At 68.7% G+C, this 23,896-nt stretch carries 21 protein-coding genes and 1 pseudogene; 10 read left to right on the top strand and 12 right to left on the bottom strand.

Annotation, left to right across the window (positions count from 1 at the left end):
* The first annotated feature begins 157 nt into the window (after positions 1 to 157).
* A complete protein-coding gene (locus tag J2126_RS18260) occupies positions 158 to 391 on the top strand; it encodes a hypothetical protein (RefSeq protein ID WP_209488273.1) in 234 nt (77 codons plus the stop codon).
* Positions 392 to 540: 149 nt separating this feature from the next.
* Here J2126_RS18260 and J2126_RS25835 read toward each other — a convergent pair.
* The 11 genes and pseudogenes from J2126_RS25835 to J2126_RS18315 form a co-directional block, all read right to left on the bottom strand.
* Positions 541 to 798: pseudogene (locus tag J2126_RS25835) on the bottom strand (SOS response-associated peptidase); the annotation flags it as partial.
* A gap of 415 nt (positions 799 to 1,213) precedes the next feature.
* Positions 1,214 to 1,375: a peptidoglycan-binding domain-containing protein gene (locus tag J2126_RS18270; protein WP_209490604.1), complete on the bottom strand. Its 162-nt coding sequence runs from the start codon at positions 1,373 to 1,375 to the stop codon at positions 1,214 to 1,216.
* A 406-nt stretch (positions 1,376 to 1,781) separates the two neighbouring features.
* A complete protein-coding gene (locus J2126_RS18275) occupies positions 1,782 to 2,975 on the bottom strand; it encodes a BatD family protein (RefSeq protein WP_209488274.1) in 1,194 nt (397 codons plus the stop codon).
* Positions 2,972 to 3,595, bottom strand: coding sequence for a hypothetical protein (locus J2126_RS18280; protein WP_209488275.1), 624 nt, complete (start codon positions 3,593 to 3,595; stop codon positions 2,972 to 2,974). The genes J2126_RS18275 and J2126_RS18280 overlap by 4 nt, the downstream gene beginning before the upstream one ends.
* Positions 3,592 to 4,464, bottom strand: coding sequence for a VWA domain-containing protein (locus J2126_RS18285; RefSeq protein ID WP_209488276.1), 873 nt, complete (start codon positions 4,462 to 4,464; stop codon positions 3,592 to 3,594). The genes J2126_RS18280 and J2126_RS18285 overlap by 4 nt, the downstream gene beginning before the upstream one ends.
* Complete coding sequence (locus tag J2126_RS18290) at positions 4,461 to 5,414, bottom strand: VWA domain-containing protein (protein ID WP_209488277.1); 954 nt, start codon at positions 5,412 to 5,414, stop codon at positions 4,461 to 4,463. The genes J2126_RS18285 and J2126_RS18290 overlap by 4 nt, the downstream gene beginning before the upstream one ends.
* The gene (locus J2126_RS18295; RefSeq protein ID WP_209488278.1) at positions 5,411 to 5,752 is read right to left on the bottom strand and encodes a hypothetical protein; all 342 of its coding nucleotides are present in this window, start codon (positions 5,750 to 5,752) and stop codon (positions 5,411 to 5,413) included. Before J2126_RS18295 ends, J2126_RS18290 begins: the two co-directional genes overlap by 4 nt.
* Positions 5,739 to 6,587 (bottom strand): DUF58 domain-containing protein, encoded by an 849-nt coding sequence (locus J2126_RS18300; RefSeq protein WP_209488279.1) that lies wholly within the window; start codon positions 6,585 to 6,587, stop codon positions 5,739 to 5,741. The genes J2126_RS18295 and J2126_RS18300 overlap by 14 nt, the downstream gene beginning before the upstream one ends.
* On the bottom strand, positions 6,581 to 7,531 hold the full coding sequence (locus J2126_RS18305; RefSeq protein ID WP_209488280.1) for an AAA family ATPase: 951 nt from the start codon (positions 7,529 to 7,531) through the stop codon (positions 6,581 to 6,583). Before J2126_RS18305 ends, J2126_RS18300 begins: the two co-directional genes overlap by 7 nt.
* 93 nt (positions 7,532 to 7,624) lie before the next feature.
* The gene (locus J2126_RS18310; protein WP_209488281.1) at positions 7,625 to 8,950 is read right to left on the bottom strand and encodes a histidine kinase; all 1,326 of its coding nucleotides are present in this window, start codon (positions 8,948 to 8,950) and stop codon (positions 7,625 to 7,627) included.
* Complete coding sequence (locus tag J2126_RS18315; protein WP_209488282.1) at positions 8,950 to 9,585, bottom strand: response regulator; 636 nt, start codon at positions 9,583 to 9,585, stop codon at positions 8,950 to 8,952. The genes J2126_RS18310 and J2126_RS18315 overlap by 1 nt, the downstream gene beginning before the upstream one ends.
* 930 nt (positions 9,586 to 10,515) lie before the next feature.
* Between J2126_RS18315 and J2126_RS18320 the strand changes: the two genes are divergently transcribed.
* From J2126_RS18320 to J2126_RS18350, 7 genes are all read left to right on the top strand, one after another.
* Complete coding sequence (locus J2126_RS18320) at positions 10,516 to 11,229, top strand: response regulator (protein ID WP_209488283.1); 714 nt, start codon at positions 10,516 to 10,518, stop codon at positions 11,227 to 11,229.
* On the top strand, positions 11,226 to 12,548 hold the full coding sequence (locus tag J2126_RS25840) for an ATP-binding protein (protein ID WP_209488284.1): 1,323 nt from the start codon (positions 11,226 to 11,228) through the stop codon (positions 12,546 to 12,548). Before J2126_RS18320 ends, J2126_RS25840 begins: the two co-directional genes overlap by 4 nt.
* Before the next feature lie 78 nt (positions 12,549 to 12,626).
* Entirely contained in the window at positions 12,627 to 14,273 is a 1,647-nt protein-coding gene (locus tag J2126_RS18330; protein ID WP_209488285.1) for an efflux RND transporter periplasmic adaptor subunit, read from the top strand.
* Positions 14,274 to 14,282: 9 nt separating this feature from the next.
* Positions 14,283 to 17,414, top strand: coding sequence for an efflux RND transporter permease subunit (locus tag J2126_RS18335; RefSeq protein ID WP_209488286.1), 3,132 nt, complete (start codon positions 14,283 to 14,285; stop codon positions 17,412 to 17,414).
* A gap of 11 nt (positions 17,415 to 17,425) precedes the next feature.
* The gene (locus J2126_RS18340; RefSeq protein ID WP_209488287.1) at positions 17,426 to 17,800 is read left to right on the top strand and encodes a hypothetical protein; all 375 of its coding nucleotides are present in this window, start codon (positions 17,426 to 17,428) and stop codon (positions 17,798 to 17,800) included.
* Between the two features lie 57 nt (positions 17,801 to 17,857).
* Positions 17,858 to 19,315 (top strand): multicopper oxidase family protein, encoded by a 1,458-nt coding sequence (locus J2126_RS18345; RefSeq protein WP_209488288.1) that lies wholly within the window; start codon positions 17,858 to 17,860, stop codon positions 19,313 to 19,315.
* 169 nt (positions 19,316 to 19,484) lie between these two features.
* A complete protein-coding gene (locus J2126_RS18350; RefSeq protein WP_209490314.1) occupies positions 19,485 to 20,534 on the top strand; it encodes a DMT family transporter in 1,050 nt (349 codons plus the stop codon).
* 449 nt (positions 20,535 to 20,983) lie between these two features.
* Here J2126_RS18350 and J2126_RS18355 read toward each other — a convergent pair whose 3' ends face one another.
* Positions 20,984 to 21,904, bottom strand: coding sequence for a LysR family transcriptional regulator (locus J2126_RS18355; RefSeq protein WP_209488289.1), 921 nt, complete (start codon positions 21,902 to 21,904; stop codon positions 20,984 to 20,986).
* Between the two features lie 125 nt (positions 21,905 to 22,029).
* On the opposite strand from J2126_RS18355, the gene J2126_RS18360 reads away from it, so the two are divergent.
* Positions 22,030 to 23,088 (top strand): carbon-nitrogen hydrolase family protein, encoded by a 1,059-nt coding sequence (locus J2126_RS18360; RefSeq protein WP_209488290.1) that lies wholly within the window; start codon positions 22,030 to 22,032, stop codon positions 23,086 to 23,088.
* A gap of 9 nt (positions 23,089 to 23,097) precedes the next feature.
* The gene (locus J2126_RS18365; protein ID WP_209488291.1) at positions 23,098 to 23,889 is read left to right on the top strand and encodes an ABC transporter permease; all 792 of its coding nucleotides are present in this window, start codon (positions 23,098 to 23,100) and stop codon (positions 23,887 to 23,889) included.
* Positions 23,890 to 23,896 lie beyond the last annotated feature (7 nt).

The raw sequence follows: 23,896 nt of genomic DNA on the forward strand, positions 1-23,896 counted from the left end.
GGCCGCCCCATCAAGCGTCGGCGCTGGCACTCATCGTTCCGATCTGGACCGAGTTGCGCTCGCGTCAGCCGGCACTCGCGACTACTAAAACGGTTAGATTAACCTGCCCTTGGGGCATGAGCAGTTCAAAACGATGCCCGGGGCGAGAACGATAAAAATGGCGGAGTGCAAAAACCACGCGAGCGCTAACCTCCGCCGAGCGGAGCTTGCACTCACGGCAGTCATAGTTGCCATTTTCGTCTTAACGGTCAGCGTGGGCGCGAAACTGGCAATCGGCGCGATGGGCTATGGCTCTGCAATGCCGGTCGAGGTATTCGAGAACGGAGCATCCTACAATTTCGATGACGGCAAGTCTGCATGCGGAAATAGTAAAACCAAACTGCAAGATTGACATGATGTAAATTTTACCTATAACAAATTCTACTATGGACACAGAAGTTACACTTTACCTTGCGCTAGCGGTCGTGATTTTGATCGCGCTCGTCATCTTCAACATCAACACGATCCACACGCTCGTGCCGGTCATTTGAAACCGCCGCACTATGCAACATCCGCCTTCACGCCACGCGCCACGATCTGCAGCGCGCCGGCGGGGCGGGCCGTTAGAGCGCCTTCGCATCCTGCCATGGCGCCGTCATCCAGATTTCTATCTCCTCCGGCTGCGTGAGGATCACCGGCATCGCCTTCGGGTGGACCGATGCGACCGGCTCGAACGGCACAAGGCAGCGGTTCTCTTGCCCACCAGCGCTGCCAGTGCTTGCTCGACGTGTTGCGGATGTTCGTCGTGCCGCTGTCCGGCTCCAGGACGCTGTCGACCTTTGTGTAGTCCATCGTCTCACGCGCCATCTGCAGCCGCTCCGGGTAGCGGTCGATCGCGATCACCCGCTTCGCCCCCATCAGCCGCGCGCTCTGCTGCGCCATCATCCCGACGGCGACGCGCCCCAGACTGCGGCAGTGTCGCCCAAATGGGGTGTTGCAGAAATCGGCGCCCATATATAGCCCGTCGGCGCCGCATCTGAGAGGAACAGCGCCGTATCGTCCGCCACCCCGTCAGGGACATGGAAGCAGTCGTTGTCTGCGAACGGCACGCAGATGTATTCCGCATGCGAACCTGCATAGCCGCAGAACGCATGGGTATAACCATAGATGCCGGCCGTGGGATTGCCTCCGAACAACTTCGCCTGCAACTCGGGCTTAGGATAGTGTGTCGCAATTAATAAAGATTGTGCTGGCAGTACTCCTCCGATGTGAGGCCCGCTTCGGATAGGAGGTCGGAGACGGCCTTGTCGGTCGCCGGCCCCCACTCACCATCAAAGGCAAGCGGGGGCGTCCGGCCGCGCGCATCCAGCGCCAACTGCAGGTCGCGCAGATCCATGGATCACCTGTCAACGGGTTGAGAAAAGAAAACGCCGCGCGAGGCGGCCGTGGTACTGTGAGGCGGTCGCCCCAAGCCCGGACATTGGGGCAGACACGAGCCGGGTGATCTGCACGCCCGTAGGTCGCCCGGCTCATCCCTCAATCGAGGTAGCTCAATGCCGCACTCCTGCTAGAAACAAAAACGTCTGCCCCGACATTCACTCGGCCAGATATCGAGCCGGGCGCCACTCCCGCAAGTGCGCCCGGCTCTTGCTGCTCTACTTTGGGTTGCTTACCGTGCATCAGTCTACCGCGGTCCAGGTTTCGCACGCGGCCTGCATATGACCGGTCCTCAAGAGCTTCGCGCATCACAGAAGAACGTCGGTCATAGCGTAAGCCGGATGGTCTAATTCAGCGTGCTGATCCTACCAGCCGCTCCGCTTCCTGAGCCCATCGATCGCCCGAAGGATCGCCTTCGCCTCCGCCTTGGCGTCGAAAGGTACTGCATCTCCGCCCGGCCCGTAGAGCCGCGCGTCGAGGCGGGCCGTCTCTTGCCCGTTCACCGGCAGTCCGAGTGCGCGCCACCGACGCAAGTGGCGATCCACCGCGTGCCGGAGCGCGATCGGCTCGCCCGACTGCACCGCCCGATGCACGGCGATGCGGGTCGGGTCCACCGGCGAGAGCCTCCCGAGCGCCCTCAGTAGGTCGCCCCGCCGGCGCGTCCCGAAGCCCGCAAGGACCAGCGCGAATCCTGTCATCAGCCCGCCGGCGACGGCCAGTGCCGCGACCCGTATCTGCCCGGGGGGCAAATGCCCGGTGCCGCCAAGCCCGGCATAGATGCTGGCATAGCCGAAGGGGATCGCCGGGATCTCCGCCGTGCGCATCTGCCGTGCTCCGGTGTCGAACCAGGGGATGGCGATGGCCGGAAGCACGGCGGGGTCGCCGGTGCTCGGCCGCAGGTGCCATTCCCATGTCACAGTCGTCACCGGCCCGTCCGGCGTCAGGCGCTGCGTGCGCGCCTCGGGTGCCGCAAAGCTAATGAGCCAGGGCGCGCGCATAACGGGGCGCGGCGGCACAAGATGAGACGGCGCTCCCACCGCCTCGATCGTGACGCGGCGAACCAGGGTTTCCCCGTCGCCCAGCTTGCCGGGCTCGGTGGACAGCGCATCGGTGACGGTGAGGCCCCGCGCGGCGAGCATCCACCCCTCGGCCGGAAACGGTGCCACTGCTAGAGTCACGGGCTCCGCCGTGACCGGCAGTTCCTCCCGCGGCGCATCGGTGCCCACCACGGTCAGCCGGTGCGTCACCGGCCCGATGACCAGCGGACCGGCATGGCGGGGGAACACCGCAATGCGGCGCTCGAACACGCGGACGGCCCGCCCTTCCACCTGCTCCGTACGCCACTGGTCGCGAGCGAGCTGCATCCAGTCATAGTCGGGAGAATCCGGAAAGCTCAGCTTTTCCAGCGTGATCTGCCGCTCGTATTCGCCGCGCACGGTGACGGGGATCATCTCGCCGGCCACCGGTCGCATCTCGGGGATGACCAGCCGCAAATTCTCGGCCCGGGCGCCGCCGGCCAGGGACAGGAGGACGAGAAGGCAAAGCGCATGGATCGTCATGGTGCGTCTCCATCCCGCCCGATCAGGCCGAGCGCCGCCCGCCGCTCGAATTCCTTGCGCAGGCGCAGGCGCAGGTACGCGCCGGGATCGTCGGCGATGGTGTCGAGCCAGGCGTCGGAGGCGGCAATGCCCCGCGCCTCGATCGGCTTTTTCAGCTCCGGGTCGCGGGTGGCCGCGACGCCGTCGCTCCTGCTCGCGGAGGCGATGCCGACAGAGACCGGGATATTGCCGCGGACGACGCTAACGCCCACCGTCTTGGGCGCCAGCGCGTCGATCATCTCACGCAGCCGGCGCGCCTCGGCGTCCGCCGGGTCCACGAACAGCACGGCGTCGAGATAGGCGACGGCCAGCGCGTAGCGGCCGGTCGCCGCGAGCGTCAAGGCGCGGTTGAAGGTCTCGCTGCGGCCCGCCTCCGCCAGCGCCGCATCGGCGGCGGAATAATCGCCCTCGCGGTAGAAGGCGATGCCCCGTGCGGCGGCATCATCCTGCCAGCGCGCCGTCCCCGGCGCCCCGGCCCAGAAGGCGAGCCGCGCAAGGGAGGAAGGCCCGGCGAGCATGAGGCAGGCGAGGCCCGCCGCCGCCATGAGGAGGATGCGCCGTGCCGGGGAGAGGCCGCTCATGCGCGCCTCCGGAACAGGGCGAGAAACGGGACGAGCGCGAGCGCCGCGACCAGCGGGCCGAGATCCTCGAACGCAAGCCCCGCCGCCCGCCCGTCACGCGCGAGCGCCGCCGAACCGGACAGGCGGTCGATGACCGGCCCGGGCGCGCGGGCCGGGGCGGATGCGACGCCCAGCGCCTCCAGCGACGTGGCTTTGTCGCTCCCCACGCCCAGGCCGAGGGTGAAGAGGCGGATGCCGCCCGTGGCGAGCCGCGCCGCCTCGGTACGGGCAGCGGCATCGATGCCGCTGCCGTCCGAGATCAGCACGAGATCGGCGTCCGGCATCCCCTCCAGCATGCGGCGGGCGAGCCGCAGCGCAGCGGCCGGCCGGGCGCCGCTGCTCGGCATGGTATCGGGACCGAGAACGGCGATCAGGCTTTCCAACACCGCGGGATCTCCGGTCGGTGCCGCCACGTCATAGGCCTCGTCGGAATAGAGGATGAGGCCCACCGGCCGCCCGGCCGCGGCGGCCATGATGCCGGCGGCGGCGGCCTGCGCATCGGCCAGCGTCGCTCCGGCGACGCCGGGCGACAGGCCGACGGCCACCAGCACCGCGCCGGCTCCTGCCAGTTGCGGGGCATCTGCGCGCGGGATCGCGGGTCCCGCAAGGCCGAGGCCGACGAGCGCTGCCGCTGCCACCGGCATCAGGCTGGCACCGGCATCGTCCCGGCGCAGATGGCCGAGGGCGCGCATGGCCGCCAGCATGGTCGGTGGCATCACCCGGCCCCACCCCCCCGCCACAGGGCCGCGTCGCCACAGCCAGAAGGCCAGCGCGGCGAGCAGCGGCAAAGCGGCGAGCCACCAGGGGCGGAGCAGGAGGAAGCCGCTCATGCACGCCTCCCCATGGCCGGCAGAACGGCCAGCAGCGCGGCCAGCACGAGCGCTGCCGCCGCAGGCCACATCCAGAGGGAGCGCCAGTACAGGACCGGGGGGCGGCGCATCGGGTTCGGCTCCAGCCGGTCGAGGGTCGCGGCCACGTCCACCAGATCGTCGAGGGTGCGCACCCGGAAGCTCTCCCCGCCGCCGGCCGCGGCGGTGGCCCTGAGGCCGGCGACATCCACCGCATCGCTGGCGTCCGGCTGGCTCTCCAGATCCTCCGGTCCGAGGGCGATGGTGTGCACGCGGATGCCGTGGCGCGCCGCAAGCCGCGCCGCGTCGCTCGCCAGCACCTTGCCCGAGGTGTCGATCCCGTCCGACAGGAGGATCACCGCTTTGGACTTGGTATCACTGCGGGAGAGGCGGCGGACGGCGAGGCCGAGCCCGTCGGAAATCGCCGTGGAAAGGCCGGAGATGCCGATCTGCAGCGTATCGACGGCGCGGGCCGTGGAGGCCACGTCAAAGGTGGGCGGCTGCGCCACATAGGCCCGGTCGCCGAACACGACGAGGCCGATCCTGTCACCCCTCCGGCCCGCGATGAAGCGCGTCGCGACTGCCTTGACTGCGTCGAGGCGCGACAGCGGCCGGCCATCCAGCACGAAGTCGGTTTTCGCCATGCTTCCCGACAGGTCGAGGGCGAGGATGATCTCCCGGCCGGACGCGGTGGGAAGGCTCACGGGAGCGGCGACGCGCGGCCCGGCCAGCGCCACGACCAGCGCGATCCAGGCCCCCGCGCGCAGCAGAGCCGCAATGGGGTCGTGACGCAGGCTGGACGGGGCGGCGGTGGCGAAGGCGGCGGCATCGACGGCGAGCGAAGCCATCGCGGGCGCCCGCGCCGCGAGGACGTACCGGACCAGCCACGGCAGGGGCAGGAGCAGCAGGACGAGGGGAAAAGCGAGGCTCATCGGCGCGCCCGCCTCGCCTTCAGGGCGATCCGCTCGATGGCCTCGTCTCCGGGCGGCGGAGCGGCGCCGTAGGCGGCGGCCCGAAGGTCATCGGGCAGGCGGCCGAGGATACGGGCGATGGCGAGCAGCCGCGCCTCGGGCTCAAGGGAACGGATCGCCCGGAGGCGCGCGCGGAGCGGGACGCGCCGCACGAGGAGCGGCAGCACGAGGGCGCAGCACAGCGCACCGAGGAGCAGGCCAAGGCCGAACAGGGCCACAAGGTCGGTCGCATGGAGAGCCATCAGGGAGGGTGGCAGGCGCCCTTCCGGCAAGGCGGCGATCAGCTCAGCCTGCGTCATCCGGGAGCACCTCGAGGCTGACGTTCAGGCCGGCCATGCGGTCGGCCAGCGGCGCGGGATCGAACGGGCGGAGTCGCGCCAGCCGCTGGTCCGGGCCGGCGTGGATCGGCAGCGGAGCGGCGGGCGGAGCCATTTCGACCGGATCGAGAGGAAGCAGCACGCGCACCCGCCGCTGGCGCCCGAGGCGGGCGAGAGCAGCGTCGTCGCCCGGGCGGATGCCGTCCGGGCCGGTGGCGATGAGCACTTCCGCGCCCGACGGCACCATGGCCACTGCCCGCGCAAGGACCTCGCGCAGGGACGTCGCCTCGTCCCCCCTCTGGCCCGCGGCGAGCGCGCGGTCGTGACTGTCGGCCAGCATCCGGCTGATGCGGCCCATCTGCGCCACCCCGGCGCCTGCGGCGGCGACGGCAACGCCGGACGCATCGAGGATGATGGCGGCGAGGACGGCGCGGCGCGCCGTCGCCTGCCAGCCGCGCCGCACAAGGGCGCGGGCGCCGCGCACCGAGCGCAGGCTGTCCCCGGTGCCCCATAACATGGCCGGCCGGAAATCGGCGATCAGAAGCACCGTGTCGTCGCGGTCCTCATGGAAGCTGCGGATGTGCGGCGCGCCGGTGCGGGCGGTGGCGGCGGGATCGATCCGCCGGAAGTCGTCGCCTTCGGCGAAGGCCCGGATCTCCCGAAGGTCCATGCCGGAGCCGGCCGGGCGCGCCTGCACCGCGCCGGGGCGCCGCGTCACCGGGCGATGATTGGCGCGCGGCAGGCGCGTGTTGCGCAGCGCCAGCAGTTCCGCCGCGACGAGCCGGATACCGGGCGCATCGAGCGCAACCGTCACCATGGCTCCACCGCCTTCAGGATGTCGGCGACGAGGCTGCGGCCGGTGCGCCCCTCGCCGATGGCCGCCCACGTCGGCACCAGCCGATGGGCCAGCGCGTCGGGTGCGAGGGCAATGACATCCTCGGGCAGGCCGTAGTCGCGCCCCTTCAGCCAGGCGAGCGCCTGCGCCGCCGCGGCCAATGCCAGCGTGCCGCGCGGCGAGACCGGGTGTTCCACCCATTCGGCAACCACGCCGCCGGGCCGCGAGGCCATCACCAGCCGGACGATGAAATCCTTGAGCGCCGGGGCAAGATGGACGGTCGCCACCTCAGCCTTGGCCTGCGCCAGCGTGTCCGGCGCCAGCGCGGCCTCCGCCTGCGCCGGCCCAGAGATCCGCTCCGCGGCCACGAGATCGAGAATGGCGCGCTCCTGCTCGGCGTGGGGCAGGCCCAAGGACAGGTGGAGCAGGAAGCGGTCCATCTGGGCTTCGGGAAGGGGGAACGTGCCTTCGTGCTCGATGGGGTTCTGGGTCGCCACGACCATGAATGGCTGCGGCAGCGGGCGGGTGACGCCCGAGGATGTCACCTGCCCCTCGGCCATGGCTTCCAGCAGTGCCGACTGCACCTTCGGCGGCGCCCGGTTGATCTCGTCCACGAGAACGAGCGCATGGAACAGCGGGCCGGCGACGAAATCGAAGCGTCCAGTCTCCGGCCGGAACACCTGGGTGCCCGTCAGGTCCGAGGGCAGAAGGTCCGGCGTGCACTGGATGCGGGCGTGGCTCCCCGGCAGGCTGGCGGCGAGGCGCTTGACGGCGCGGGTCTTGGCGATGCCCGGCGGCCCCTCGATCAGCACATGCCCGCCGACCAGCAGGGCGATCAGCAGCCGCTCAACCAGCGCCTCGTGGCCGATCAAGCCGGCGGCGACGGCGCTGCCGAGGCGGGTGATCGGATGGCTCATGTCGTTCATGCCCGGCGCTCCCCGTGATCGGGAGAGGATGCCGGTGCCCGGCGCAGCGCCGCCAGAGAGGCCTTCCCGGCCGGCCCGGGAAGATCACCCGGATCAGCGGGGAAGAAGTGCCGTCGCCCGCATGCCGCCGCCCGTCGGCAGCAGCGCGAAGCTGCCGCCGAGCGCATCGACCCGCTCGCGGATGCCGAGCAAGCCATAGCCGTCGCCCGCCCGGCTGTCCGGCCGCGCGGCGCCGTCGTCCTCGACGGTCAGGGTGATGGCCCCGGTGACCTCCAGGGTCAGGATGACGCTGCCGGGTCCGCCATGGCGGACGGCATTGGTGAGGCATTCCTGGGCGATGCGGTAGAGACTAAGGGCGAGGGTGTCCGGCACCGCCTCCATGTCGCCCTTCAGCTCCAGCGCGAAGCGGATCGCAGGCACGCGGCTGCGCCAGTCGGCGACGAGCCGCTCCAGCGCGTGGCGCAGGCCCAGGTCGTCGAGGTCGGGCGGACGCAGGCGAGACAGCTCGGCGCGCAGGCTGTCCATCATCTGGCCGCTGATCTCGGCGATCCGCGCGCCGTCCTCGGCGGTAGTCTCCTTCGACTGTGCGATGGCCGTGGCCAGCGCGCGGGTGGCGGTGAGGCACTGGCCGAACTCGTCGTGCAGTTCGCGGGCGAGCGCGCGCCGCTCGCTCTCCTGCATGGTGAACAGGCGGCGCGTCAGCTCGGTGCGCATAGCCTGCGCCTCCTTGAGCGTCTCCGCCGTATGGTTCAGCGCGATGCTCAGGCGATCGAACTCGGCGACGTGGAGCGGTGGCAGCCCGGCCGAGAAGTCGCGTCGCTGGAGGCGCTCGATGCCGCTCAGGATGATGCGGAACGGGGCCAGGAGCCGGACCATCAGCAGGCCGGTGAGGATGGAGCCGCCGACCGCCATGCCCACCGCCACCCGCATCAGGTCGCCGGTCCGCGTCCAGGCCCGGCTCATGACGACTCCGGTATCTGCCGAAGCGGTGACATAGGCATCGGTCAGGTAGCGCGTGCGCACCGGCACGGACTTGGGCTGGGGCATGAGACCGAGGTGCCCCGCCAGCCACACGAACCAGCCCGGCGGCGCCACATCGGCGGCGACATAGGGGCCGCAGCGTCGGTGCAGCGGATTCTCCCGCGCGCCGAGTTCGACGCAGATGCCTGGTGCGATGAGGGTCCAGGCGGGAAAGGCCTGCCAATCCCGGAACACCGGCACTGGCGCCACACCACCGAAGGCGAGCCCCTCGAAGCTGGGGCGGGCGGCGATGGCGTCGGCGACCCGGACGGCGGTGGTCGCCACATCCTGCCGCGCCGCCTCCGCCGTATCCCACAACACCCAGCCGGCGGCGATCACCACCGTGGCAAGCCCCGCCGCCAGCACGCGCAGCACCAGTTGGGGCAGGAGCCGGCGCATCAGATGGCCGGGACGAGGCCCGACCGCTGAGCCTTCAGCACCAGGTCGGCGTCACCGGAGGCTCCGAGCTTGGCCCGGATCAGCGACAGGTTGTTCTGGACGGTCTTGGAGGAGAGCCCGAGGCTGCGGGCGATCAGGCGGCCGTTCATGCCGCGCGCGACGAGGAGCAGGATCTCGCGCTCACGCGGGGTCAGGCTGGCGATGTCGTCGGTGCCGAGGGATGTGCGGGCCAGTTCCTGCGCCATGTCGGACGACAGCGCCCGCCGCCCCGCCGCCACCGCCGTGATGGCCTTGACCAGTTCCTCCGGCGGGCTGCTCTTGGATACGAAGCCCCGCGCGCCGGCCGCCATGGCCTTCTGGGCGAAGATGGCGCCCTGGTGCATGGACACGACGATGATCCGGGCCAACGGATCGCGAGCCACCATCGCCTCCACCGCTGCGAAGCCGCCGCCGCCGGGCATGGACAGGTCCATCAGCACGATGTCCGGCACATGGGCTGCGAAGGCGGCGAGCGCCGCGATCCCGTCGCCCGCCTCGGCCACGACAGAAAAGCCGGGCTGACGGTCGAGCAGTCGGCGGTAGCCCTCGCGCACGATCGGATGATCGTCGACCAGCAGAATGCGGATCAGGTTCATGGCGCGAGGATATCGCTCCGCGCCGCCGGCACAATGGGCGCTTGCCCAGGTCAGGATTCCGCCGCATCTGCGGCCGGCCGGGCCGCGGGCCGTTGGGGTCGAGCCATCTCCGCCAGCGCCGCGGCGATGAGGCCCAATGCGCAGCCAAGAAGCGCGTTCTCCGCCGGTCCGGGGGGCGATGCCGCTGCCCATCCCAGCGGAAGCGGCCGGCGCGATCAAGAAGCAGCTCGCCGAAGCCGATCGCGTATGGGGAGAAGGCGATGAGGGTGCGCACGGCCGCGAGCACGATGAAGGAATGGCCCATCTCGCTCAGCGCAGAGCCAGCCCCACGAGGAGCCCGAGCGGCACACCGACCCGCTAGTCCAGGGCGCGCCGCTTCCGCTTGGTCCTAACGGCAGAAAAGTACCCGCCGTCACGCTCGAAGCTTAGCGGCGTGGGGGGATGGTGGTCGCATCGCTCGGCTAAGTGACCCGGCCATCCGTACCGGCCGCGCCGTCATTCTAAAGACACTCGTCTGCCCTGGCGTTCCGTGGAGTCAGATGGAAAGAGCCGGACGCCATATCCGCATGCGCGCTCGGCTCGCCCGACTGCCCCTCTGAGCTGAGCGGACCTGGACTGCTAGCCGAGGCCAGAGCGCCGCCCCTGCTGCCGGGCCGACACATGCCTGCGCCAGCGGAACCAAATAGTGATCGGGCTGCCGGCGATGTGCCCCAAAGAGCCGGATTGGCATGGGCTTGCGCCGTGCCTTAACGTCGAACCATGTGCAACCTCTAAAGCCACACCTCGAACGTTCAGGCGATTACAGACCTGGTGCGCGCAACGCGGAAACTAGCCGTGCCGCCCACCGACGCCCTCGTTTAACTCCGGCCTGAGCGCGGTTGCGCGGCATCGCCGAAGCTATAGAAATGCGGCTCCGAGGAGCGAGCGACCGTGTCCCCTGAAGGCCACATCCTGATCGTCGACGACGACGCCGAGATCCGTCGGCTTGCCGGCAAGTTCCTGCGCGAGCATGGACACAAGGTGACGTCGGCGCAGGACGCCCGCGAGATGCGGGAGGCGATGACTGCCGGCCCCGTGGACCTCATCATCCTTGATATCATGCTGCCGGGGGTGAGCGGCCTCGACCTCTGCCGCGACCTGCGCCGTCACTCGACCGTCCCTATCATCATGCTCACCGCACGTGGGAGCGACGTGGACCGAATCGTCGGGTTGGAGCTGGGCGCCGACGATTACCTGGCAAAGCCCTTCAATCCGCGCGAGCTGCTCGCCCGCATCCACGCCGTCCTGCGGCGCACGCGGCCCTCGGACACCGTTCCGACCGCGGGCGGGTCGAGCCTGAAGTTCTCCGGCTGGATACTCGACACCCGGCGGCGGGAACTGACCAATCCAGAAGGCGCGGTGGTGGACCTTTCCACCGGGGAATACGACTTGCTGCTGACCTTCCTCGAGCACCCCCAGCGGGTGCTGAACCGCGATCAGCTGATGGACGCCGCCAAGAACCGAACCGCCACGGGTTTCGATCGCGCCATCGACATCCAGGTCAGCCGGCTGCGCAAGAAGCTCGAGTCCCACGGCAGTCTGGAGATGGTGAAGACGGTGCGCGGCGCGGGCTATTTCTTCGCTCCGGAGGTCGAGCGCTCGTGATCCGCGCCCTCGACAGCCTCGCCATGCGCACTGCCGTGGTCGCGGTGTTGGGGATCGTGGTGGTGCATGTGCTCAGCCTGTGGACCTACGAGCACGCCATGGAGCGCCAGCGCCACGCCGCCCACGCCGTGCGCCTCGCGGACCAGTTGGTCTCCCTGCGCCGGTCGCTTGCGGCCGTGGCGCCGGAAAGCCGCGAGGATGTGGCCCACGATCTGTCGGGCGGCGCCATCGACGCGCATTGGAGCCGGGAGGCCATCGCTGCGGCCGGCGCCCGCGCGACCGACGCCGCCCAGCGCCTCGCCGAGGAAGTTCGCACCCTGGCACCGGACCTTCAGGCTGGAGACGTGCTGGTGAGTGCTGGGGCCGATCCGCATCTCAGTCTCGTGGCGGTGCGCCTACCGGACGGCAGCTGGCTCAACGCCCGCCTGTTCGCCTCCGCCCCGCAGGCGCCGGCGGCGCACGGATCCCTGCTGTCCACCACGCTCATGGCGGCGGGCGTTCTGCTGCTCTCGCTCGCCATCGCCGCGTGGCTCACCCGCCCGCTCCGGGCCATGGCGCACACGGTCGCGACCTTACCGCCCGCCTCCCCCCTCGTGCGGCTCCCCGAGACCGGCCCCAAGGAGGTTCGCGAGCTAGCCCATGCGTTCAACGGCATGCAGGCGCGCATCGCCGGGCTGGTTGAGCGGCGCACGCAGGCCCTGGCCGCCGTCTCCCACGATCTGCGCACGCCCATGACGCGGCTGCGCTTCCGCCTGGAGGATGTGAGCGATCCGGCGCTGCGCCACGCCATGGCCGATGACATCGCGGAGATGGAGCAGATGGTGGATGCCACCCTCTCCTATCTGCGCGGCGAGGCCAGCGACGAGCCGGTGCGGCCGCTCGATCTGGTGGCGCTGGTGGAGACCATCGTGGACGGAGCGCGGGACCGCGGCCTTTCCGCCGATCTCTCCGCCCCGCCGCGCTTCGTGGTGGCGGGACGGCTCGTGAGCCTGAAACGGATGGTATCCAACCTCGTCGAGAATGCACTCACCTATGGCGGCTCCACCCATGTGACGCTCACGGACGGCGGCATCGCAGCCGTGCTTGAGGTGCGCGACAATGGCCCCGGCATTCCCGAGGACCAACTGGCCGCCGTGCTTGAGCCGTTCGTCCGGCTTGAGGCCTCGCGCAGCCGCGCGACCGGCGGCGTCGGGCTCGGCCTCACCATCGCGCGCACCGTGGCCGAGGCGCATGGCGGGACGCTGACCCTCGCCAACGCGCCCGATGGCGGCCTGATCGCGACGGTGTGCCTCCCCAAGGTCCAGGCTGAAACAAACTGATACAGAAGCGATACGCGGCGTGACGCGCCGCCCGCTATCGCTCACCCGTACCGGCATCACGAGCGGACGGGTGGAGGCATGTGGCGCCATTTCTTGCGGAACGTCGTGTTCGGCCTGTGCGGGCTTCTCGCCTGCGCGGGGCTGTCCGGCTCCGCTGCGGCCCATGAAGGCCACGACCATGGAGCACCACCGCCGCCTCAGGTGACGACGCTCGCCCCCCGTGTCGAGGCCGTCTCCGCCGATTTCGAGCTGGTGGGGGTGCTGCGCGACGGCATGCTCACGATCTATCTCGACCGCTTCGCCGACAACGCCTCGGTGGACGGCGCCATTGTCGAGGTGGACACGCCGGAAGGCTCGCAGCCCGCGAAGGCCGCCGGACCGGGCACCTACGTGTTGCCCGCGCCGTTCGCGGCGACGCCGGGCGCGCACGATATCGCCTTCACCGTCGCGGCAGGCGACACGTTGGATGTGCTTGCCGGCACCCTGACCATTGGGGCGGAGGCACCTTCACCCGATGCGGGGCCGTCCGTGCCCGCGGCACTAGCGCTAATCGGTGGCTTGCCATCCGGCGCCCTCGCGGGCGTTGCGGTGGGCATGCTCATCGGTGTCTTCGTCGGGGCGCTCGCCGTATCGCGGCGACGGGCCGGGGCGCTTCTTCTCCTAGGAGCGGTCGGCCTCGCGGCGGCCGGAACGCCGCGCGACGCCTGGGCGGACGCGCCGAAGCCGATCCCACGTGATGCGGCTCAGCGGCTGCCCGACGGCTCAGTGATCGTGCCCAAGCCAACCCAACGCATTCTCGGTGTGCGCACGCTCGTCACAGCTTCGGGCGCCTTCGCAGGCACGGTGGAATTGCCCGGCCGCGTGGTGCCGGACGCCAATGCGAGCGGGCTGGTGCAGAGCGCGGTGGGCGGCCGCCTCGCGCCGCCCGAGGGCGGCTTCAAGCCACTCGGAACCAGGGTCGCGGCGGGCGAAATTCTCGCTTATGTGCATCCCCCCATCGGCGCCTCCGACCTCAAGGACCTGGAGCAGCAGGGTTACGAGCTGGACCAGCAGATCGCCCTTGTGAAGCGCCGCTACGAACGGCTTTCCGCGATTCCCAACGCCGTCACCCGCCGCGAGGTGGAGGAGGCGGAAATCGAGCTGAACGGCCTCAAGGTCCGCCGGACCAAGCTGGAGCGGGTACAGCGCGAGCCGGAAGCCCTCCGCGCGCCGGTCGCCGGAGTCATCGCTTCCGCCGATGCCGTGGCGGGACAGATGGCGGACCCGAACACCGTGGTGTTCCGCATCGTCGATCCCGAGCGGCTGTGGGTGGAGGCCCTCGGCTTCTCGCCGGATGCGGGCGGATCGGGCGCCACCGGCCGCCTGCCGAACGGGCGCACCGTGGACCTCACCTTTCTGGGGGCGGGACTACCCGAACGCGCGCAGGCGCTCCCCCTCCTGTTCTCGGTCGCCTCGGATACCAGGGAGCTGCGCCCAGGCCAGTTCCTGACGGTATTCGCCGAGGCCGGCGCCCCGCGCATTGGCATCGCGATCCCCCGCTCTGCGGTGGTGCGCGGGGCGAACGGCCAATCCATCGTCTATGCGCACATCAGCGCCGAGCGCTTTGTCCCCCTGGAGGTAAAGACCGCGCCCCTCGATGCCACACGCGTGCTGGTTCTGGCAGGCCTCGCCCCCGGCCAGCGCGTGGTGACCGACGGCGCCGAACTCATCGATCAGATCCGCTGAGGCCGGCCGATGTTCACCGTCCTCGTCACCCAATCGCTGCGCAATCGACTGCTGGTGCTGGCGCTGGCTCTCGTGCTGGTGGTCTACGGCGCCTATGCGGTAACGCGGCTGCCGGTGGACGTGTTGCCGGACCTCAACCGCCCCACCGTCACCATCATGACCGAGGCCGAGGGCCTGGCGCCGGCAGAGGTGGAACAGCTCGTCACCTTCCCGCTGGAGACCGCGGTGAACGGCCTGCCGGGCCTCATCCGCCTGCGCTCGGTGTCCGGCGTGGGCCTTTCCGTGGTCTATGCGGAGTTCGATTTCGGCACGGACATCTTCCGCAATCGCCAGCAGATCGCGGAACGCCTCGCCCTCGTGCGGGACCGGCTTCCCGCGAACGTCTCTCCACAGATGGGCCCCATCAGCTCCATCATGGGGCAGATCCTGATGTTCGCCCTCACCAGCGACACCGCCTCGCCCATGGCGATGCGGGAGGCGGCGGATTTCGTAATCCGCCCGCGACTTCTCGCCATCCCCGGTGTCGCACAGGTTATCCCCATGGGCGGCGAGGTGCAGCAGTTCCGCGTCGCGCCTGACCTCGCCGCAATGCGGGCCAATGGCATCACGCTCGATGCCCTGGAAAAGGCGCTCCAGCAGTTCGGCACCAATTCGGGCGGCGGTTTCGCCGACCAGAACGGGCGTGAGTTCCTGATCCGGAACATCGCGCGCACGCTCAGCCTCGATGACCTGAAAAACCTCGTGCTGCCGCGCCCCGCCGGAGGCAACGTCTTCCTCCACCAGATCGCGCAGGTGGATTACGCCGCGCGGCTGAAGCGCGGCGATGCCGGCTATATGGGGCGGCCTGCCGTGATCCTCTCCGTAGAGAAGCAGCCGGAGACAGACACCCTTGCCCTCACCAATGCGGTGGAAAAGGCGGTGGCTGACCTCAACCGCATGCTGCCCGACGGCATCCACATCTCCCCGCCGGTGTTCCGGCAGGCCGATTTCATCGCTGCCTCCATCGGCAATGTGGAGAAGGTGCTGCTGGAAGCCATGGCGGTGGTGGCGGTGGTGCTGTTCCTGTTCCTTCTCAACTGGCGCACCACCGTCATCTCGCTCACCGCCATCCCGGTGTCGATCCTCACCACCGCCATCGTGTTCCACGCCTTCGGCCTCTCCATCAACACCATGACGCTGGGAGGCCTCGCCATCGCCATCGGCGAGCTGGTGGACGATGCCGTGGTGGACGTGGAGAATATCTTCCGGCGCTTGCGCGAGAACTCCGCCTCCGCGGCGCCACGCCCTCTGTTCGACGTGGTGGTGGCGGCGAGCCGGGAGGTGCGCTCCGGCATCGTCTACGCCACCCTCATCATCGTGCTGGTGTTCGTGCCCCTTTTTGCGCTGCCCGGCATCGAAGGGCGTCTGTTCGCACCGCTGGGGCAGGCCTACATCGTCTCCATCCTCGCCAGCCTTCTCACTTCCATCACGCTCACGCCCGTGCTCGCCTTCTATCTGCTCCCGGCCATCAGCCGGCATACGGAGCGGGACGGCGCGCTAGTGCGCATGCTCAAGAGTGGGTACGCGACGGTGCTCTCCACCGCCTTCCGCCATCCACGTCTCGTGATGAGCACAACAGCGCTCCTCTTCGTTGCCGCGCTGGCCGCTGCCGCAGGCCTGCCGCGCGCGTTTCTGCCGCCGTTCAACGAGGGGTCGCTGACCATCTCCATGTCGTTCCGGCCCGGCTTGTCGCTGGCCGAGAGCCATCGCATGGGGCTCATGGCCGAAAAGATCATCCTTGAGGTGGCGGAGGTGAAGGCGGTGGGCCGCCGCACCGGCCGGGCCGAACTGGACGAGCATGCGGAGGGCGTGCATTCCTCCGAGATCGAGGTGGACCTTTCCCCCTCCGCCCGCAGCCGGGCCGAGATCACCGCCGATATCCGCGACCGGCTCTCCGTCCTGCCTGCCGCCTTCAATGTGGGCCAGCCCATCTCCCACCGGCTGGACCACATGCTCTCCGGCGTCAGAGCCGAAATCGCCTTGAAGCTGTTCGGCGACGACCTCGACACCCTGCGGGTCGCGGCCGAAACCCTGCGCCAGCGTCTGGCCGACATTCCAGGCCTCGCGGACCTGCAGGTGGAGCGGCAGGTCCGCGTGCCAGAAGTCACCGTGCAGGTGGATTATGGCCGCGCCGCCCTTTACGGCCTCCAGCCCGCCCAGGTGACGGACGCGCTGGCGCGACTCTCGAACGGCCGCGTGGTCTCGACTCTCGTGGACGGGAACCGGCGCTTCGACCTGATTGTCCGCCTCCCCGACGCGACGCGGAGCGCCGAGGGCCTGGCCCGCCTCCTCATCGAGACCCCCACCGGCGGGGTTCCCCTCTTGCAGGTCGCGGACGTGAAGGAGACGGACGGGCCGAACCAGATCCTGCGCGAGGGCGGGCGCCGGCGCATCGTGGTGCTGGCCAATACCTCCGGAGGGCGCGACACGGCGGCCGTCATCGCCGACATGCGCCGCGTCATCGCCGCGACCGACCCCCCGCCGGGCATCTCCGCAAGTCTTGAGGGCACCTTCACGGCACAGGAACACTCCATGCGCACCATCGGCGGCCTCGCCGCGGTGTCGCTCCTGCTGGTCTTCGCCATCCTCTACAGCCGTTACCGGTCGGTCCTGTTTGCCCTCGTCATCATGGGCAGCGTGCCGCTGGCGCTTATCGGTGCCGTGGCGGCTCTCTGGCTCGCGGGACAGCCGCTCTCGGTGGCGAGCATGATCGGCTTCGTCACGCTCACCGGCATCGCCGCGCGCAACGGCATCCTGAAGATCAGCCACATCATCAATCTCGCCATATCCGAGGGCCTGCCCTTCGGCCCGGCCCTCGTCATGCGCGGGAGCCTCGAGCGACTGACCCCCGTGCTGATGACGGCGGCTTCCGCCGGCATCGCTTTGCTGCCGCTCATGAGCGGGGCGGAGGTGCCGGGGAAGGAAATCCTCCACCCGGTCGCCATCACCATCTTTGGCGGTCTCGTCAGCGCGACGCTGCTGGACGCCGTGCTCACCCCCATCCTCGTCCTCGCCTACGGCCGCCGCCCGCTTGAGCGGCTGGTGGCTGCTGCCGACGAGGCTTCTCCCCTTGCCGACGCCGCCCGCGCCGACGCCTTCTGACGGAGCCTGCCATGATTGTCCGCCGCCTCTTTCCCGCCCTCTTCGCTGTCACCCTCTCGGCCACGCCGCTGCTCGCGCACGAGCCCGGCACCGGCGCCAATGGCGGTGTGCGGGTGGATGCCGGCCACTATCACGCCGAGCTGGTGGCCGACGGCACGCCCGCCGTCGCGCTCTATCTCAGTGATGGATCCGACATGCCCGTTCCGGCCGAAGGCTTCAAGGCGAACGCGATCCTCGTGGTGGAGGGCAAGGCCCAGCGCTTTCCCCTGTCTCCTGCTGGAGGCAATAGGCTCGCCGGCACCGCCGCCGTGGCCATTCCCAGGGGTGTGAAGGGCGCCGTCCAGATCACGGCTCCCGACGGCTCCTCTGCCCAGGCCAAATACTGACATCCCCATCATGCCCGCCTCGCCTCGTCTGCCCGGCGATGTCTCCGAGAGGCCACCATGACCCGACCAACGCCAATTCCCAGCCTCTCCCGCCGCGCCTTCCTCGCGGGCGGTGCCGCCGCTGGCGCGCTCGCTGTTTCCGGCGGATGGAACCGCGCCTTCGCCGCCCCGCTCCTCGCCGTTGAGAGCCTCACCCTCGACGTGAACGGCAAGGCCGCCAAGGTTTTCGCGGTGAAGGGTCCGGCCGGTGAGGGCATCTTCGCCAAGGAGGGCGACCGCCTCTCCGGCGCCGTGCTCAACACCTCCGACACCCCCGCAGTGATGCACTGGCACGGCCAGATTTTCGCCCCGCCAGAGCAGGACCGGGCCCGCCCCGACGGCGGTGAATTGGCGCCCGGTGGGACGGACCAGGTGGATTTCCCGCTCACGCCCGGCACCCACTGGATGCATTCCCACACCCTGAGCGAGCAGCAACTGCTCGCCGCGCCGCTCGTCACCCGCGAGGCCGACGCCGGCGACGTGCAGGACGTGGTCTTGATGCTGCACGACTTCTCCTTTCGCAGCCCGCAGGAAATCCTCGCCGGTCTCGGCGGGAGCAGCACCCACGGCAGCCACGGCATGGGCGGGACCATGCACGGCATGTCCGGGATCGCCATGCCGGGAATGAACCATTCCGGGCACGGCATGGGCGGCATGGGCGGCGGGATGATGACCCACGCCAATGATGTGGACTACGACGCCTTCCTCGCCAATCGCCGGACGCTCGGCGATCCCGACGTGGTGCGGGTGGAGAAGGGCGGACGGGTACGGCTGCGCATCATCAACGGCGGCACCGCCACCGCCTTCTTCATCTCGGCACAAGGCCTCTCGCCACGCTGCATCGCGGTCGATGGCGTGCCTTGCGCGCCTCTTCTGGCGGAAGCCTTTCCGCTGGCGCAGGGCCAGCGCATGGACTTGATTGTGGACATCCCGGCCAGTGGCGGCGCCTTCCCCGTGCTGGCACAGGTGGAGGCCTCGCCGCGCCGGACTGGTCTCGTCCTTGCGACCGTCGGCGCGTCCGTCCCGCGCATCCCCGAAACGGCCGGCCGTCCGGCGGGGCTGGTCGATCTCGACTTCGAGGCGCGCCTTTCCGCCCGCAAACCGCTCGCGCGGCGGCGGGCCGACAAGGTCTTTCCGATCATGCTCGGAGAGGAGCCCGGCTACCGCTGGACCATCAACGGGCGGACCCATGCCGAGGCCGAGCCATTCGTGGTGAGCCCCGGAGAGCGGGTGGAGATGACCTTCATGAACTCCACCGGCATGAGCCATCCCATGCACCTGCACGGTCATCATTTCCAGGTGGTCGGCATAGGTGGGAAGCGCTTCCCCGGGGCGGTGCGCGACACGGTAATGGTGCCCCCGCATATGCCCGTCACCATCGCCTTCGATGCCGGGCCGAAGGGCGAGTGGTTCCTCCATTGCCATCACCTCTACCACATGGCCACAGGCATGATGGCGGTGGTGAAGGTGGCCTGATCCCGCAGTGGAGACCGTCATGCACTACGATCAGATGATGAGCGGCGGCATGTGGGGGATGTGGCTCTTCGGCCTTCTCATCCTGGCACTTGTCGTGCTCGGCATCGCTGCGCTCATCAGGTATCTCGGGCGCTGACGACGAAGAACTGCCCGAATAGGATTTGGTCGAATTGTGAAGCTTGGTATCGCTTTGGCCCTCATCTCGGCTGGACTGTTCGGCGCGAGCACGCCGCTCGCCAAGCTGCTTCTCGGCGCCATCGACCCGTGGATGATGGCCGGCCTGCTCTACCTCGGGGCGGGCGCGGGCCTCGCGGCCGTCCACCTGTCAAGGGCAGCGCTCCGGCTACCGGCGGTGGAAGCGCCGCTGCGCCGGACCGATGTGCCATGGCTCGCACTGGTGATCCTCGCTGGCGGCGTCCTCGGCCCGCTGCTGCTCATGTTCGGCCTTGCCCGCACCGATGGTGCGAGCGCATCCCTCCTGCTCAATCTGGAAGGTGTGGCGACCATGGCTATCGCCTGGATCGCTTTCCGCGAGCATGTAGACAGGCGCCTCCTTCTGGGCGCGCTCGCGATCCTCGCCGGGGCTGCGCTGCTGTCATGGCAGGGCCGGGCGACGCTCGACGTCGGTGCCGCGCTGATCGCGGGGGCGTGCCTGTGCTGGGGCGTCGACAACAACCTGACCCGGAAGCTCTCGTCTGCCGATCCCGTGCAGATCGCCATGCTGAAGGGCCTGATCGCCGGAACCATCAATCTCGTGATCGCCCTCGGCCATGGGGCGGCCTTCCCTTCGGACGCGGCCATCGCCGCGGCTGCCGTGGTCGGCTTCTTCGGCTATGGCGTCAGCCTCGCCCTTTTTGTGCTCGCGCTCCGCCATCTCGGCACCGCGCGCACCGGCGCCTATTTCTCGCTCGCGCCGTTCGTTGGGGCCGTCCTGTCCATTGCCCTGCTCGGCGAGGCCATTACGTTCCAGCTCGTGATCGCGGGTCTACTCATGGCACTCGGCCTCTGGCTGCACCTCTCGGAGCAGCATGAGCACGAGCACGCACATGAGGCGTTGGAGCACGAGCACCGCCACCGCCACGACGCGCACCACCAGCACGCCCACGATGCGGATACACGCTCCGGCGAGCCGCACACCCACTGGCACCGGCACGCGCCGATGATGCACCGGCATCCCCACTATCCGGACATCCACCACAGGCACGGACACGGCACGTAGGCGGTCTGCGGGGTTGCACGCGCCTCGCCGGTCTGGCTAAGCTGTTCGCAAGGGGTCGCCGCGATCGCCCCGTGAGGCGCCAGCCTGAAATCGCGTCCTTTCTGCCCTCTGCCGAGGGATGGACGCTCGTGCCTTCAAACACCGAAATCATAGTGGCGCAGCTCGGACGTCTCGTCGGCCTGCAGAAGGAAGCCGGGCGGTTTGCCATAGGTCGCCTAGCTCGCCGCGTCAGAGCAATGCCGCGATCCTGTTAGAAGCAAACGTCTGTCCGAACCCTCATTCGGTCAGATACGGGGCCGGGCGCCAGCTGCCCGCATGTGCGCCCGCTTGCTGCTTTCCTATCTGTCACCTTCCCAAGGCGGGGGAAACACCGTGGAGGTCGCGGTGAAGACGCCGCCGTGGGAGTTGTCGGCACCGCATTCGGGCGCGGAGTAATCGGCCTCGCCGCCTCAATCGATCTGGCTTTTGGACCAGTTGATAAGAAACCCCCGCACGAAATCCTGGAAGGTCATTGTCAGTCGGCGCTTGGCCACGCGTTTCAAGTTAATGAGCACCACCTTGAGAGGGCGCACGCCATCTTCCAGGGCGACGTTGACGATCTGGGTCCCGTCATAGGTGGTCGTTAGTGCGGGCTTCAGGTTCAGGATCGAATAACCTAGTCCATTACCGACCAAAGTGCGAACGGCCTCGAAGGACGAGGACCGAAAACGAACGTGTGGCTCAAGCCCGAGAGCATAGAAGAGAGAAAGAAAGTATTCGCGGGTGTGCGGTAAGTCCATCAGGATCATGGGCTCGGGGGCAAGTTCCTCAAGGCGCAAGCTCGTACGCGTGGCGAGCGGATGGGCATTCGGCAAAACCGCAAAGGCGGGAAGCGTCGCCATCGGCACCGCCTGGAATTGATCGGAAAGGCCAAGATCGAATGTCAGTGCAGTTTCGACGCGGCCGCTCTTGAGCCCATCAAGGATCTCCTCCTGATCCCCGATCTCAATGTGGATGCGAATTTGAGGGTAGCGGGCCGCAAAAGAGCCCATGATGTTGGCGAAAACGACTGGGGCGAGGTTGGTAAAGCAGCCCACCGTCAGCTCCCCCTCCACCGCATTGCCCAGAGCGCCGGCGATGGACTCAAACTCGTCGGCATGAGCCAACAGGCCCCGTGCCTCCAGCGCAACCAACTCGCCGGACGGCGTCAGCGCCAAGCCCTTGGCAGGCTTTCGCACGAACAGTTGGAGGCCGACCTGATCTTCAAATTCGCTAATGGTGGTCGAGACCGAGCCCTGGCTCCGGCAGAGACGCTCCGCGGCTGCGGCGATGGTTCCGCATTCGGCCACCGTCACAAAGGTCCGGAGCGCTCGGAGCGTAAAGCGGTTCATATTTTCCGAACCTCATATTCGGTTTCTTATGTCTTTTCGAATGCTGCTCCCGCGATACGATGCTTGCAATAGGGGCACGCCATCGCAATGGCGTAAATTTAAGCAATCAAGAGGAAGCAATTGGGATGCAAGCCGTTTTGAGCGATCGAGGAAGCCGCAAAGTGGTGGTTGCTGCGGCGCACGTCGCGGCACCCCCCTTCGACTTAGCCGGCGGCGTTGCGAAGGCAATCGAGGTCATTTCGGATGCCGCTCGGGCGGGTGCCCGTCTCGTGGTGTTCCCGGAGTCGTTCATACCCGGCTTTCCGATCTGGAGCGGCCTCTACCGACCCATAGATGCGCACCGCTTCTTTCGCCGGTTTGCCGAAAGCGCGCTCCTTTCGGATCGAGGCCCAATAACCGAAATCGCGGCCGCTGCCGCGCGCCACCGAATTTTCGTGAGTCTCGGCTTCTGTGAAGTTTCTCCGACGAGCCCGGGCTGCATGTGGAATTCGCAGGCGCTCATTTCGGATGCCGGCGAGATCGTGAACCTGCACCGCAAGCTGGTGCCGACCTTCTACGAGCAGCTTTCCTGGAACCGCGGAGATGCCGCGGGCCTGCGAGTCGTGGAGACCTCGTTCGCCCGTATCGGCGGGCTGATCTGCGGTGAGAACAACAACCCGCTCGCCCGCTACGTGCTGATGAGCGAGGGCGAGGAGATTCACTGCTCCTGCTATCCCGCGATCTGGCCCTTCCGCAATCCGCTGGGCAGCGCCCCCTATGATCTGAAGGATGCCATCCGCTTCCGCACCGCGGCCCATGCCTTCGAGGCCAAGGTCTTTTGCGTGGTCGCCGCCGGGGTGCTGGACGACGCCACGGTCGCCGCCGTGAGCGAAGGCGATGAGGAGGTCGCGCAGATGATGCGGGCGTGTCCGCGCGCCTCATCCATGATCGTGGGACCCAACGGCGAGGTTCTGGCGGAACGGCCACCGGAGACCGAGGGGCTGGTGGTTGCGGAGATCGACCTCTCGACGCTGGTGGAGCTCAAGCAGCACCACGACATGGCCGGTTATTACAATCGGCACGAGCTGTTTTCCCTGCGGATACGCCGCGAGCGACCGCGCCTGCTCGACAGCGTGAGCGACGCGCCAGCTGATCTCTATGGCGAGACCGAGGTGCCGGCTTCGTTCGGCGCCGCCGCGGAATAGGAGGAGGCCATGCGCGCCACCCCCCTGCGCCGTTCCCTGCCTGGCGCGCCATTTCTGATCGGCGCCGCCGCCGTTCTCGCCTTCCTCGCCTGCTGGTGGGTCTCGGCGAGAACATTCGATCCCATGCGCGTTCCGCAGCCGGCGGATGTCTGGGATGCCGCCGTCCAGCTCGCGACCACGGGCTATGCGGGTGGGACGCTTCTCGATCACACGCTTCATTCCATTCGGCTCGCCTTCCTCGGGTTCGCGGTGGCGGCAGGTTCGGCCTTGCCCATCGGTCTGGCCATGGGCATGAGCCGGAGCGCGGAAGCGGTGTTCGGCCCCATCATCGCCTTCATACGGCCGATCCCGCCACTCGCCTGGATTCCGCTCGCCATCATCTGGTTCGGGCTCGGCGACGGGGCCAAGATCTTCGTGATCTGGTTCACCGCGTTCGTGCCGACACTGATCAACACTTTCACCGGCGTCCGCAATGTCGACCCCAACATCATTGCCGCCGCCCGCGTGCATGGAGCCGGCACGCGCCGCCTCCTGCTAGACGTGATCCTGCCCGGCGCCGCGCCGATGATCTTTTCGGGCCTGCGGGTGTCGCTCCAGGCATCATGGATGGCACTGGTGGCAGCGGAACTGATCGGCGCCTTCTTCGGGCTCGGCCGCGTCCTGATGACGGCGGCGCAGGACATCTTCCCGGGCATGATCGTCGTAGCGATGGCCGCGGTGGCGGCCTGCGGGGCGACCATGACCTGGCTTCTCGGCGTCGCCGAGCGGCGCTGCCTGCCCTGGCTCAAGGTGACGCCATGAGCGTGGA

This window comes from Xanthobacter flavus, from assembly GCF_017875275.1.
In the GTDB taxonomy this organism is placed as follows: Bacteria; Pseudomonadota; Alphaproteobacteria; order Rhizobiales; family Xanthobacteraceae; genus Xanthobacter; species Xanthobacter flavus_A.